This is a genomic window from Pseudomonas sp. HP_08 (assembly GCF_055284095.1).
Genome location: NZ_JBTOQC010000051.1, coordinates 232,287 through 246,233, shown reverse-complemented (window position 1 = coordinate 246,233; position 13,947 = coordinate 232,287). Strand labels below are relative to the sequence as shown.

Genomic DNA, 13,947 nt, shown 5'->3' with positions numbered 1-13,947 from the left:
CCTTGCGGTCAGGCCAGCAAGTGCTCGATCTGCGCGTGCAAGGTTTCCATGGTGAACGGCTTGGCCAGAATCGGAGCCTTCAAGGTAATCGGGCTGCCGGAATCGACGATCTCTGCCGGATAGCCACTGATGAAGATCACTTTCAGGTCCGGACGCAGTTTCACGGCGGGCTCGGCGATCATTACGCCAGAGATGCCACCGGGCAGCCGGTAATCGGTGATCATCAGGTCCAGGTGCGGCCGGGTGGCGAGGATTTCAAAAGCCTGCTCACCATTTTCGGCCTGCAACACACGATAGCCCTCGCCCGACAGATAGTCGGCCAGGAGCATCATGATCAGGGGTTCGTCTTCGACAATCAGTACAACGTCTTGGGCATCAGCGCTCATTGCAACGGCCTTCAGTGTTCAAATAGCTGCCAATACGACCACGGTGCGCACTGGAGGTTGCGCGAAATGTCAGACAATTCGCACATCATTGAGGTTTATTTTGCAAAGCTTCATGCCGTTGTCTGCAACGGCAGGCACACGGTAAATGTAGAGCCCTTGCCTTCTTCGCTTTCGACCAGAATCCGGCCGCCATGGGCAATGACGATCTGCTCTGAAATGAACAGGCCCAGGCCCAGTCCTGCGACCGCATGGTTAGCCGAGACCCGCTCGAACTGCTGAAAGATGCGCTTCTGGTTCTCTTCGGAAATACCAATGCCCTGATCGGCGACTTCAACGCGCGCCCGGTGCTGTTCAGTGTCGGCATAGACCCGCACATGAATCGGCTTGCCGGCGCCATAACGCAGGGCGTTGGTCAACAGGTTGACAACCACCTGTTCGATGCGGAACTCATCCCAGATACCAATGACCGGCTGCTCGGCGCTCAAGGTAACGCTGCAATTGGCGGCGGCAATCTGTGCGGCGAAGTTTTCCAGCAGCCGACCGGCCAGTTCCGACAGGTCGAACGGATGGGTACGGATCGACAGTTTGCCGGTGCGGATACGCGAGACATCGAGCATGTCTTCGATCAAGCGGATCAGGCTCTGGATCTGCCGCTCGTCGCGCTCGACCATGCCGCGCAGCTTTTCCATGCTGAACGCGGCTTCGTTGTTCTTGGCCAGGTGCAGCTTGCGCAGCTGGGTTTCCAGAATCAGGCCATTGAGCGGTGTACGCACCTCATGGGAGACGATCGACATGAAGTCGTCGCGCATGCGCACCGCGTGCTCCAGCTCGGCCTGGGTGGCTTGCAGGCGATTGAGCAGAAGCTCCTGCTCCTGGCGACTCTGCTCCAGCGCCTCGACCTGCAACTTCACGGCCTTGCGCTGGCGGTACAGCTCGACAAAGACATTGACCTTGCTCTTGACCGCATGAATGTCCAGTGGCTTGTAGAGAAAGTCCACCGCGCCGCTTTCATAGCCCTTGAAGGCGTAGTTCAGCTCGCGGCCGGCGGCGGTGACGAAGACGATGGGAATGTTTTTGGTCTTCTCGGTGCCGCGCATCATTTCGGCCAGCTCGAAGCCGTTCATGCCGGGCATCTGCACATCGAGCATGGCCAGGGCGAATTCGTGCTGCAGCAGCAACGACAGGGCCTCATCGGCGGACAGCGCCTTATAGACAATGCGGTCTTCGCGTTTGATCAGGGCTTCAAGCGCCAGCAGGTTCTCTGGCAGATCGTCGACGATCAGAAGTTTTGTCTGGGTATTACTTAGCATGCGATTCGTTCCAGCTGGACCAGCAAGGGACCGATGTCCGACAAGGGCAACAGGTAATTGGGCGTGTGCAGGCTCAACCCGGCTTCAGGCATGGTGCGTGCCAGCGCAGTCTCCGGATCCTGGATGACCGTCAGGCCACCCACGACCCTGATCTTCGCCAGCCCCCGGGCGCCGTCATTGTTGGCACCGGTCAGCAGCATCCCGGCGAGTCGCGGGCCATAAGCATCGGCTGCCGATTCAAAAAGGATGTCGATGCTGGGCCGCGAATGAAACACTTTATCTTCCTGGCTCAGCGACAGGCTCAGGTCGTCTTCAACCGACAAGTGATAACCGGCCGGGGCAAAATACAGCGTGCCGGCCTTGATGGTTTCCTTGTCCCGGGCTTCACGCACCGGAATCGGCAAACGATTCTGAAAGACCTGCGCCAGCTGGCTGTTGCGCTCTTCGGGCAGGTGCAACACCGCCAGGATCGGCAGGGTAAAACCCGGCCGCACGCTGCGCAGCACGGTCAGCAAAGCCTCTACGCCACCGGCCGAGGCGCCCATCACGATTGCATCGACCACCGGCAAATCGCCGGCGGCTTGAGCCTCGAAGGATGTGTTCATAACTTGCGGTAGATCCGTTCCGGCTTGACCAGGGTTTCGAAAGCATCGCTGTACCCGGAGAAATCCAGGGTTTCCTTGCTGCCCAGGGCCAGGAAACCCCGGTGGCAGAGGGACTCGTGGAATAGTCCAAAGGCGCGATCCTGTAGTTTTTTATTGAAATAAATCAGGACGTTACGGCAAGAAACCAAATGAGTTTCGGAGAATACACTGTCGGTCGCCAGGCTGTGATCGGCAAAGGTCACTGTTTCACGCAGGGTCTTGTCGAAAATCGCGTAGTCGTAGCCCGAGGTGTAGTAATCGGAAAAGTCACGCAGCCCGCCCGCCAGCCGGTAATTCTCGGCCCAGCCATGCACGCTGTCCATCGAGAAGATGCCTTGCTTGGCTTTCTCCAGCGAGCTGGGATTGATGTCGGTGGCATAGATGATGGTGCGTTCCAGCAGGCCTTCTTCACGCAACAGAATGGCCGTCGAATACACCTCTTCACCGGTGCTGCACCCGGCGATCCAGACCTTCAGGGATGGATAGGTGCGCAGCAGCGGCACCACTTCGCGGCGGATCGCCAGAAAATGCGACGGGTCGCGAAACATCTCGCTGACCGGAATGGTCAGCAATTGCAGCAACTGCATGAAGGCTGCCGGGTCGTGCAACACCCGCTCCTGCAAGGCCGAGATGGTGCTGCACTCGAACTGGCGCAAAGCGTGTTGCACACGGCGCTTGATCGAAGCGCCGGAATAATCACGAAAATCGTAGCTGTATTTGAGATAGATCGCCTCGATCAACAGGCGCAGCTCGATATCGGCATTCTTGTCGTAAGACATGCTTGAACCTGACGAGGTGAATCGGAGTGCTGCTTTGGCCGCAAACACTCAGATACGTTCCATTTTTGGCAGCCAGACCCGGATCAGCGAAAACAGCCTGTCCAGATCGATCGGCTTGGCCAGGTAATCGTTGGCCCCCGCCTGCAGGCAACGCTCCTGATCGTCCTTCATGGCCTTGGCGGTCACGGCGATGATCGGCAGCTTGCGCCAGCGCGGGTCCTTGCGGATATGCTGGGTGGCTTCGAAGCCGTCCATTTCCGGCATCATCACGTCCATCAGCACCAGATCGATGTCTTGCACCGCGTTCAACCGCTCGATGGCCTCAAGACCGTTACGCGCCACCTCGACCACTGCGCCCTTGTGTTCCAGCGCACTGGTCAGGGCGAAGATATTGCGCACATCGTCATCGACTACCAGAATCTTGCGGGCCTCGAAGACCTTGTCGCGGCTGCGCGCGGTCAAGAGCATTTTCTGCCGTTCGTTGGACAACTGCGACTCGACCTTGTGCAGGAACAGCGTGACCTCATCGAGCAGCCGCTCCGGCGAACGCGCGCCCTTGATGATGATCGAGCGCGAGTACTTCATCAGCTCGGCTTCTTCATCACGGGTCATGTTGCGCCCGGTGTAGACGATGACCGGCGGGAAGGCGCAGATGTCCTCGGTCGACATGCGCTTGAGCAGTTCGTTACCGAGCATGTCGGGCAGCTTGAGGTCGATGATCATGCAGTCGTAGACATGTTCGCGCAGCAGATCGAGCGCTTGCTGGGCATAGCCTACGGCGGTGATTTCGATATCGTCGTCGCCGATCAACCGGGCAATGCTGTCGCGTTGCAAGGCATCGTCTTCGACCAGCAGGATGCGCTTGACCTTCTGGGTGCGCTTGGCTTCCAGTTTGGCAAACACATCCTTGAGTTCTTCACGGGTGGTCGGCTTGACCGCATAGCCGATGGCACCCATGTGCATGGCCGCTTCCTGGCGGTCTTCGACAGAAATCACATGCACCGGGATGTGCCGGGTTTCAGCCTGTTCCTTGAGGCGCTGCAACACGGTCAACCCGGAATGGTCGGGCAGGCGCATGTCCAGCAGCACCGCGTCCGGCGTGTAGTTCAAGGCCAGGTCGAAGCCTTCGTCGGCGGCATGCGCCACCAGGCAGTGATACCCCAGCTCATGGGCCAGATCGAAGAGAATCTGCGCGAACGACACATCGTCTTCGATGACCAGAATGCTGCGGCTCTCGAACGGCGCCTTGTGCCGGTCATCAGCAAATGGCGCGGCGACAACGTCTACCGGCGCGGGCGCAGGTTCTGGCTCTGGGCGACGAACCGGCAGCGTGGTGACACCGGGCGACATCGCCGAGACCACGGCCGACAACGGCGCAGCGCGCTCTTCCCCTTCGGCACGCCAGGCTTGCGGCAGCACCAGCGTAAAAATGCTGCCCTGGCCCAGCTCGCTGACCACGCTGATCGAGCCGCCGAGCAAGGCAGCCAGGTCACGGGAAATCGACAGGCCAAGACCGGTGCCGCCATAACGGCGGTTGGTGGTGCCATCGGCCTGATGGAAGGCTTCGAAAATGCTTTGCAACTGATCGCCGGCAATGCCGATGCCTGAGTCGCGCACCGCAAAGGCGATGCCGTCACCCGGCTGACGCGAGACGATCAGGCTGACCGTGCCGCCTTCGGTGAACTTGATGGCATTGGACAACAGGTTCTTGAGGATCTGTTCCAGGCGCTGGAAGTCGGTGTACAGCAAGGCCGGCGCGCCCTCTTGCAGCTCGACGCTGAACTGCAGGCGCTTCTCCTGAGCCATGGGCTGGAACACGTTGTGCAGGTTCTCCAGCAAGCGGGCGACGCTGCTGTTTTCCGGGCGCACTTCCAGCTTGCCGGCCTCAACCTTGGCGATGTCGAGAATGTCATTGATCAGGTTGAGCAGGTCGTTGCCCGCCGAATAAATGGATTCGGCAAACTTGACCTGTTCGTCGGTCAGGTTGCGGATCGGGTTTTCCGCCAGCAGCTTGGCCAGGATCAACGAACTGTTGAGCGGCGTGCGCAGCTCGTGGGACATGTTGGCGAGAAACTCCGATTTGTAGCGGCTCGAACGCTGCAACTCATCGGCACGCGCCTGCAATTGCACCTGCGCGTAGCTCAACTCTTCGTTGTTGCGGTCCAGCGCGTCACGCTGCTCGGCAACCGCCTGGCTTTGCTCGGCCAGTTGCAGGTTGGTCTGCTCAAGCTCGGCCTGCTGGGTTTCCAGCTGGGCCTGGGATTCCTTGAGAATCCGCGACTGCTCTTCAAGCTCTTCGTTGGCGGTGCGCAACTCTTCCTGTTGCACCTGCAACTCTTCGTTGAGCTGCTGGGTTTCGCTCAGCACTTCTTGCAGGCGTTGACGATAGCGCGCCGCCTCGACCGAGGTGCCGACGTTGTCGGACACCAGTTCGAGAAACTCCAGATCGCGCTCGGTCAAAGGCCGCAGGAAGCCCAGCTCGACCACCGCATTGACCTGGTTGTCGTTGCTGGTCGGCACGATCACTACGCTGGACGGCTCGCCCTCGCCCAGGCCCGAGCTGACCTTGAAATAGTCGCTGGGCAGGTTGTCGAGGGTGATGATGCGGTCTTGCTGCACAGCCTGGCCGATCACGCCTTCGCCGGCGTAAATCGACTGCTCGTGCTGCTCCTGCTCGCGAGAAAAGCCGTAGGAGGCAACCCGCACCAGGCCGCCGTGCTCCTGGCGCACGTACACCGCCGCCACGACTGCACCGAGGTACTGGGCAAAAAACTGCAGCACGTTACGGCCGACCAGGTTCAGGGTCAGTTGGCCCAGCACCTCCTCGGCCAGGGCGCTTTGGCCATTGCGCAGCCAGGCAACCTTTTCCAGGCGCTCGGCGTTGATCTGCTGCTGTTTCAGATTGGCGTCATAGGTGGTGGACAGCGACAACAAGTCACGACGACCGACATAGGCCAGCGCCGCACTGACGCTCAGTACAAAGATCAGGTACAACGTGACCGACAGCACGGTGGTGCGCGTCACATCAGCGTTGCGGGAAATGCGCAGTTGTTGCTCCATGGCCACGGCCAGGTCGTACTCGGTGCGCATCTGGTCGGTGATGCGCTTGCCGCGCCCGGCCTGGGTCGGTGTCAGGTAGTCGCCGTTCTGGCGACGCAGGCTGATCATCTGCTGGGCGAAGTTATCCCATTCTTCCTGCAAGGTGGACAGCCGACGGATCCGGTCCTGTTGCGTGGGGTTATCGGCCACCAGCTCTTCGAGGCCACCAAGCTCAGCCTTGAGCAAGGGTCGGGCAACCTCGTAAGGATCGAGAAAATGTTCGTCACCTACCAACAGAAAACCGCGCATGCCGGTTTCCATGTCGATGGACAGCTTCATCGAACGGTTGATGTTATTGATCACCCTGTCGGTGTGCTCGACCCACTGGATCGCCTGCAACAGATAGTTGATCAGAATGATGAAAAACACGGCGCTGAGCACGCCGACACCCAGCGGCAGACCGACGTTACGCCCCAGCAGTTTACGAAAACGCTGCGCGTCGATAGTGGACAGGCGATTCATGTAAAGTCCCTGATGGCCCAGTGAAACCATGGAGTTTGCCGCAAACTTAACAAAAAGACTCGGTTTTCGGTCTTACAGGATTGAAATTCCAGACATAAATCGGCGATAAGCTCGCCCACATCACAGAAAGCCGGCCGTTTTGGAGAAGGAATGCATGGCGTTGAGCTGCTCATGGAACTTCTGAGGGTGTTTTACTTACAGATTTAGGAGGCTGCGCGACAAAGCCGCCTTTAATGATCATTTCCAGGGGAGTTAACCATGTCCGATCCAACCAGCACGATTCTTGTGGTCGAAGACGACGACATCGTGCGCATGCTGATCGTCGATGTCCTTGAAGAGCTGGAATACCAGGTGCTTGAGGCCGGTGACGGCACAGTGGCACTGGAAACGCTCGGCGACACGCAGAAAACCATTGATCTGCTGATGACCGACCAGGGCTTGCCTGACATGAAAGGCACCGATCTGGCCTTGAAAGCCCGTCAGTTGCGTCCGCAGCTGCCCGTGCTGTTCGCCAGTGGCTATTCGGAAAACATTGAAGTGCCCGAGGGCATGCATTCGATCGGCAAGCCGTTTTCTATCGATCAATTGCGCGACAAGGTAACCGCTATTCTTGGCCAGGCATGACGTATCCAACGTGACCCTTTCTTCATCTGTTCGCCTGCTGATCATTGGTTATGTCTGGCCAGAGCCCCGCTCTTCAGCGGCCAGCGGTCATGTGATGCAACTGATTCATTGTTTTCTCGATCAGGGTTGGCGGATCACCTTCGCCAGCCCCGCCACAGAGGGCGCGCACAAGGCCGACCTCGCTTGCCTGGGCATCGACGAGCAGCACATCGAACTCAATAGCAGCAGTTTCGATGACTTTGTCCGCCAACTGGACCCGCACATCGTGGTTTTCGATCAATTCATGATCGAGGAACAGTTTGGCTGGCGCGTCGAAAAACATTGCCCGAATGCCCTGCGCCTGCTCGAGACCTCGGACCTGCAAAGCCTGCGGCATGCGCGCCATCAGCAGCTCAGGGACTTGCTCAAGAACGAACCGCAAGCCGATGACAGCGCTGAGCTTTTTCAACAGAACCATGACCAGTTGTTCGAGCGCATGGCCGGCACCGATCTGGCCCAGCGAGAAATAGCGGCGCTGTATCGCTGCGACCTCAACCTGATGACGTCCGATGTAGAAATACACCTGCTCACCGAGCAGTTCGGCGTGCCGCCGGCGTTACTGCACTGGTGCCCGCTGATGATCGAAGAAGGCCTGGCACAACCACCGGCATTCGAACAACGGGCAAATTTTCTGAGTATCGGCAATTTCCGCCACGCCCCGAACTGGGACGCCGTACTGTGGATGAAGCAAAGCATCTGGCCGTTGATTCGCCAGCAACTGCCGGGCGCGCAACTGCATGTGTATGGCGCCTATACGCCGCCCAAAGCCACGGCGCTGCACAATGCTGCGCAGGGTTTTCATGTGATGGATTGGGCCGAAGATGCGCTGGCGGTCATGAGCAACGCGCGGGTGTGCCTGGCGCCCTTGCGTTTCGGCGCGGGCATCAAAGGCAAACTGATCGACGCCATGCTCTGCGCCACCCCGTCGGTAACCACGCCGATCGGCAGCGAGGCCATGCACGGTGACCTGCCGTGGCCAGGCCTGGTGGCCGAAAGCGCTGAGGACCTTGCCGCTGCCGCCGTGCGCCTTTATCAGGACCAGACGCTGTGGGAACAGGCGCAACAGGCAGGTCAGACCCTGTTGCAGGCCCGCTATCAGTACCGCCAGCATGCGCAGAGCCTGATCGAGCGCATCGAAGCCCTGCGCCGCGACCTGCCTCGGCACCGCTTGCGCAATTTCACCGGGGCGATGCTGCGCCATCACCAGCACAAGAGCACGCAGTACATGGCGCAGTGGATCGAAGCGAAAAATCGCCCGGCCTGATCTTTATCCGATCAAGCCGGCCTTCAGGGCATTAATGCGCACATTGATGTCTTGTTGGGCGACTTCCTGCTGCTGCTTGAGCGCGTCCTTGAACTTCTCGTCTACGCCGTGCTTTTCCTCAGCACTCATGGCCTCGTACTCGTCCTTACTGACGCCGGTGAGTTGCTCGCGCAAGCGGTCTTCGGCCGGTTGCTTCATGTAATCGAGAAACTGCTGCTGGGCCGAGGTGTAGGTGGTGTCGTTGGCGGCCGCCGTCTGCACGTCACTGCTGACGCCGTTGTCACGGTCGGCGGTGGTTTCAGACAGCGTCGCCTCGGCCTGGGTCTTGAGCCCCAGCATCATCCGCGCAAACGACTCTTCATAGGCCGAGCTGTTCTGGGCGCTGCCTTGCGACGCGCCATTGTCTGAGTCTGAGGTGAGGGCTGCGGCAGAAGCCTTGGCCTCAGGCGGCGAGATCAGGCTGAACGACGCCTGGGAAAGCTCATCCAGCGCCCCGCGCCCGACGACAAACCTGGACGCCAGGCTTTCGAGCGTACTGTTACTGACTAACATGGTTGTCTCCTGCTATAGCGGGGCAGTCCAGCCCCGGCCAGGCTCTGTGCAGCAAGATAAATGCCACCGCGCAAATCCCCGGCGTTAGCGGGACATTGACCTCTTGCCACTCGCTCACGCCGGAGACACCTTGCCAACCGTGGCAATACCTTGCCGGTCAACCGGCGCCTGGCAGCTCCAGTCGATGCTGGGGCATGGGCACGGAAAAGTGATAACCCTGAGCCTGACCGGCGCCGATGCTGCGCAGCAGTTCAAGCGTCGCCTGGTCTTCAACGCCCTCGGCCACCACGGTCAGGTCCAGCGACTCGGCCATGCGCACAATTGCACGCACGATCGCCCGGCTGCGCGCGCTGGTGCTGAGTTCGAAAATGAACGACTTGTCGATCTTCAGGCCGCTGAAGTGATACTGGTGCACATAACTGAGCGATGAAAAGCCCGCGCCAAAGTCATCGAGGACCACTGACATGCCGTTGTCGGCCAGTTGCTTCATGGTCTGGCGCGCCTGCTCCGGTTCGGCAACCAGTGCGCCTTCGGTCAACTCCAGGCAAATCCGCGACGGCGCCACGCCCTGCCCGGCCAGCATGGCCAGCACCTCGGCGGCGAACTCCGGCCGGGTGATGCTGTAGCTTGAGCAATTGACGTGTACGGCCGGCCAATGAGCATTGGCCGGCAGCGCAAGAATGGCGATGACCTGCTGCAGCATGTAGAGATCCAGACGACCGATCAGTCGCAAACCCTCAAGAGCCGGTAAAAAGTGTCCGGGGGCGATCACCCGGCCATCGGGCTGGTGCCAGCGAATCAGCGCTTCAAGTGCCAGCAGCTTGCCGCTGTTGACGCAGACGATGGGCTGAAAATACGGGATCAGCTCATCAGTACGCTTGAGCGCGTTCCGCAGCGCGCCCTCTTGCTCGACCTGATCGGACACCTCACGGCGCAGTGCCTGGTTGAACACCGCAAAGCTGTCACGCCCGGCATTCTTGACCCGGTACATGGCAATGTCGGCATCGCGCAGCAGGTCTGCAGGCTCGCGATGAAACTGGCTGTCGGCACCGACCACACCAATGCTGCACGAAGAAAACACCGCATGGCCGTCAATGAAGAACGGCAGGTCGAAGCTCGCCAGAATACGCTCGGCAATGCCGCTGCCGACCTCCAGCGAAGCTCCGACCGCCAGCACCGCGAATTCGTCACCGCCCAGGCGGGCCAGCAGGTCGCTGCCGCGCATGCAACTGCGCAAACGCTCGGCGGCCTGGACCAGCAGGTCGTCGCCGCAATGATGGCCCAGGCTGTCGTTGACCAGCTTGAAACGGTCCAGGTCGATGAACATCACCACCAGTGGCCGTCCCTGCTCACAGAAATCGCGCCACACCGTGTGCAGCCGCTGTTGCAGATGACTGCGGTTGGCCAGCCCGGTCAGCGCGTCGTGGGCATTTTCGTATTGCAGCTTGGCATTGGCGTGATCCAGCTCACGGGTGCGGTCCTGCACCCGCGCTTCAAGTTGCAGGTTGGCCGCATGAATGGCCTCGGCCGCGCTGCGCCGCGACAAGGCAGTGTCGATATGCCGGGACACAAACGTCAGCAGCTCCTGATCGCGCTGGGTGTAGCTGACGTTTGGCGAATAGCTTTGCACGACAAGAATGCCGCGCACCTGATCGCCCTCGAACAGCGGGATACCGAGCCACGACCAGGAACGCTGCGACTCTTGCTGTTCTTCGATCTCGCCCAGCGCCGCAAGGCGCATGGCCTCTTCGCGATTGATCAGGCACGGGCGACGCTGACGGATCACGTATTCGGTATAACCGCGCTGGCCACGCCGCGAACGAGGACGCGCGCTTTTTTCGTCGACAAAATAGGGGAACGCGACCTCGCCGGTGTTGTGGTCATACAGGGCGATGTAGAAATTCAGCGCCACGAGCAGTTCGGCCACGATCAGGTGCAAGCGCTGGAACAGCTCAGCCATGTCGCCCTGCTGGCTGGACAGCTCGGTGATCTGGAACAGGGCGCTTTGCAGGTGTTCGGCACGCTCGCGGTCGGCCACTTCCTGGCGCAAGGCATCGTTGGCGGCTGACAGTTGCTGGGTGCGCAGCAACACGGTCTGCTCAAGATCGGTACGGTGCAGCAGCCGGTCCAGAGCCATGGCCACATGGCGGGAGACCACCTGAAACAGCGCGCGGTCCTCAAGGCTGTAGACCCGGCTGGCATCGTAGACCTGCATGGCCAGCATGCCGAAGACTTCGTCCGAGGCGTTTTTCAGCGGCGCGCCCATCCAGAATTCCGGACGGTGCCCGACACAACAGAAGCGCCCCTCGAGCCGGGCCTGTTCGATATCGGCGGCATCCACGAACAAGGACTGGCCGGTGGTCAGCACATAGCCGGTCATGGACATCTGGCCGCGGTCGAGAAACTCGAAGGCGTCTGCCTCCGGCGCCTCGCCGTCGATGCTGTCGACGTAATACGGCCAGGTGATCTTGTCGCGCAGCCGGTCGTACAGGGCCAGGGCAAAGTTCTCGGTATCGATCAGTTTCGACAACTGCTGGTGAACGCCCTTGATGAACTCGCCACGGTCACGCGTCGAGCTGGCCAGGTGACTGATTTCATAGAGCACACGCTGGGTGTGCTGGGCACGGATCAGGGCCGCACTCTGCAACAGCGAGCCCACACGAAGGGCCAGATCCGCAAACCATGGACTGTGAGCCTGCGCGTCCGGCGCCACGACCCAGCCCAGAACATCTTCGCCCATGCCGGCGACCCAGCGAGACAAGCCGCGCGCCTGGCAGAAGCCATCGAAATCTGCACTGGCGATATGCTCGGGCCAGTCACCGCCGGCATCGTCCTGGCCCAGCAGGCGCTTCTGCTCGCCGGCGCCATAGACAGCCCACAGGGCAGCGGGTTGGTTGGCTCGTACCACCTGCAGCAGGCCGCCGATCGAGGTGGCGGTGCAAGGCAGCTCACCGGCCAGGCCCTGGTCAGGCCATGGAGCGGGATGACGCCTGTCATCGATCAGAGAAGGACTATTCATCTTCAAGCATCACACCCGTAAACCCGTTAGCGCCCACTGTCATGAAACCCGCCCCCATCGAACTGCACCATGGGAAAAACGGACCTATTCTATGCGCCTGCAGGTTGCGCGCCGATGGCACCAGGCATCCGCAGAGCGGTCACATCCACACACACCATCTTCCACCGACTTGACCTTGCAGAGGTGATCCATGGTCCAGACCTACAGCTACGCGGCTCATTCAGCCACCGACAGCCTCAAGCCTTATCGCTTTGAGCGACGCGCCCCCGGCCACGACGACGTACAAATCGATATTCTTTACTGCGGCGTCTGCCACTCGGACCTGCACACCGCACGCAACGAATGGAACAACACGCTTTATCCTTCGGTGCCGGGCCACGAAATCGTCGGACGGGTAAGCGCCGTGGGCGCAGGCGTGACGAACTTCAAGGTTGGCGATCTGGCTGGCGTCGGCTGCATGGTCGACAGTTGCAAGCAATGTGCCTCCTGCGCTGACGGTGAAGAACAATACTGCGAAAACGGCTTCACCGGAACCTATAACGGCCCGGTATTCGGCGGCGAAAACACCTTCGGTGGCTACAGCGACACGATTGTCGTCAAGCAGGCGTTTGTACTGCGCATTGCGCCCACTGACAATCTCGCCGCCGTCGCGCCATTGTTGTGCGCCGGCATCACCACCTATTCGCCCTTGCGCCACTGGAAAGTCGGCCCCGGGCAACGGGTCGGCGTGGTAGGCCTTGGCGGGCTGGGACACATGGCCGTCAAGATCGCGCACGCCATGGGCGCCCATGTGGTGCTGTTCACCACCTCGGCCAACAAGCGCGAAGACGGCCTGCGCCTGGGCGCCGATGAAGTGGTGGTGTCGCGCAACCCCGATGAGATGGCGGCGCATGCCAACAGCCTGGACTTCATTCTCAATACCGTGGCAGCCCGGCACGATCTGGATGCGTTTCTGAATCTGCTCAAACGCGACGGCACCATGACCCTGGTCGGCGCCCCCGCAGAGCCGCACCCCTCGCCCACTGTCTTCAACCTGATCTTCAAGCGCCGCAGCCTCGCCGGCTCGCTGATCGGCGGCATCCGCGAGACCCAGGAGATGCTCGACTTTTGCGCAGAGCACGGCATCGTCTCGGACATCGAAACCATCGCCATACAAGACATCAATCAGGCCTATGAGCGGATGCTCAAGGGCGACGTCAAATATCGCTTCGTCATCGACATGACCAGCCTCAAGCAAGAAGCTTCGGCGGCCTGACAGCCAAGGCTGAGCGAGAAGTGGCTGCCGTTCCATCTGACGAATGCCACCCCAGCTCGTCTATCGGCGTTTGACTCCTTTGCCAGGCAGGCGCGCAATGTGCGCCTGCTTGAAAATCAGGAGAGATGAACATGGCAAGGATCAATGTTTTATCAGGCGATTTTCTTCAGGGTGACGGGGACTATCACTCTGGCATCCTCACACTGGTGACCCCGCTGTTTCCATGGCCAGGTATCAGTTTCAAGCACAGTGACATCCAGTCCATGGAAATAGCCAGCCAGGCCAGCAGGAAGAGCATCGACGACACCATTGGCATGGGGCTGGCCGGAGCGCTGATGCTGGGCCCGGTCGGTGCGGCAGCGGGCATGATGCTGGCCGGCGAGGATAAGGAAGTCACGTTTCTGGTCAACCTCAAGGATGGCCGAACCTTGCTGGCAGCCAGCGACGACAAGACATTTCGGCGCATTGCACGGCATATCGGGCTGAACCTTTGACGTCTTGCGTGGGACAAAGC

General features: G+C 60.2%; 11 protein-coding genes. 4 read left to right on the top strand and 7 right to left on the bottom strand.

Features of this window, described 5'->3' with window-relative positions; translation table 11 throughout:
* Nucleotides 1-8 precede the first annotated feature (8 nt).
* From ACYAS9_RS27640 to ACYAS9_RS27620, 5 genes are all read right to left on the bottom strand, one after another.
* Complete coding sequence (locus ACYAS9_RS27640) at nt 9-386, bottom strand: response regulator (RefSeq protein WP_459745694.1); 378 nt, start codon at nt 384-386, stop codon at nt 9-11.
* A gap of 110 nt (nt 387-496) precedes the next feature.
* Entirely contained in the window at nt 497-1,696 is a 1,200-nt protein-coding gene (locus ACYAS9_RS27635) for a hybrid sensor histidine kinase/response regulator (protein WP_463571634.1), read from the bottom strand.
* Nucleotides 1,690-2,301: a chemotaxis protein CheB gene (locus ACYAS9_RS27630; RefSeq protein WP_463571632.1), complete on the bottom strand. Its 612-nt coding sequence runs from the start codon at nt 2,299-2,301 to the stop codon at nt 1,690-1,692. Before ACYAS9_RS27630 ends, ACYAS9_RS27635 begins: the two co-directional genes overlap by 7 nt.
* A complete protein-coding gene (locus tag ACYAS9_RS27625) occupies nt 2,298-3,119 on the bottom strand; it encodes a CheR family methyltransferase (protein ID WP_463571631.1) in 822 nt (273 codons plus the stop codon). Before ACYAS9_RS27625 ends, ACYAS9_RS27630 begins: the two co-directional genes overlap by 4 nt.
* Before the next feature lie 48 nt (nt 3,120-3,167).
* The gene (locus ACYAS9_RS27620; RefSeq protein ID WP_463571630.1) at nt 3,168-6,680 is read right to left on the bottom strand and encodes a response regulator; all 3,513 of its coding nucleotides are present in this window, start codon (nt 6,678-6,680) and stop codon (nt 3,168-3,170) included.
* Between the two features lie 258 nt (nt 6,681-6,938).
* Between ACYAS9_RS27620 and ACYAS9_RS27615 the strand changes: the two genes are divergently transcribed.
* Entirely contained in the window at nt 6,939-7,304 is a 366-nt protein-coding gene (locus tag ACYAS9_RS27615; RefSeq protein WP_463571628.1) for a response regulator, read from the top strand.
* A 10-nt stretch (nt 7,305-7,314) separates the two neighbouring features.
* On the top strand, nt 7,315-8,607 hold the full coding sequence (locus tag ACYAS9_RS27610) for a glycosyltransferase (RefSeq protein WP_463571626.1): 1,293 nt from the start codon (nt 7,315-7,317) through the stop codon (nt 8,605-8,607).
* 3 nt (nt 8,608-8,610) lie between these two features.
* On the opposite strand, the gene ACYAS9_RS27605 is transcribed toward ACYAS9_RS27610, so the two are convergent.
* Entirely contained in the window at nt 8,611-9,159 is a 549-nt protein-coding gene (locus ACYAS9_RS27605) for a hypothetical protein (protein ID WP_463571625.1), read from the bottom strand.
* Between the two features lie 157 nt (nt 9,160-9,316).
* On the bottom strand, nt 9,317-12,178 hold the full coding sequence (locus tag ACYAS9_RS27600; RefSeq protein WP_463571623.1) for a sensor domain-containing phosphodiesterase: 2,862 nt from the start codon (nt 12,176-12,178) through the stop codon (nt 9,317-9,319).
* Between the two features lie 190 nt (nt 12,179-12,368).
* Here ACYAS9_RS27600 and ACYAS9_RS27595 point away from each other — a divergent pair, with 190 nt between their 5' ends.
* Nucleotides 12,369-13,433, top strand: coding sequence for an NAD(P)-dependent alcohol dehydrogenase (locus ACYAS9_RS27595; RefSeq protein WP_463571622.1), 1,065 nt, complete (start codon nt 12,369-12,371; stop codon nt 13,431-13,433).
* A gap of 131 nt (nt 13,434-13,564) precedes the next feature.
* Entirely contained in the window at nt 13,565-13,927 is a 363-nt protein-coding gene (locus tag ACYAS9_RS27590) for a hypothetical protein (RefSeq protein ID WP_463571620.1), read from the top strand.
* Nucleotides 13,928-13,947: the final 20 nt, after the last annotated feature.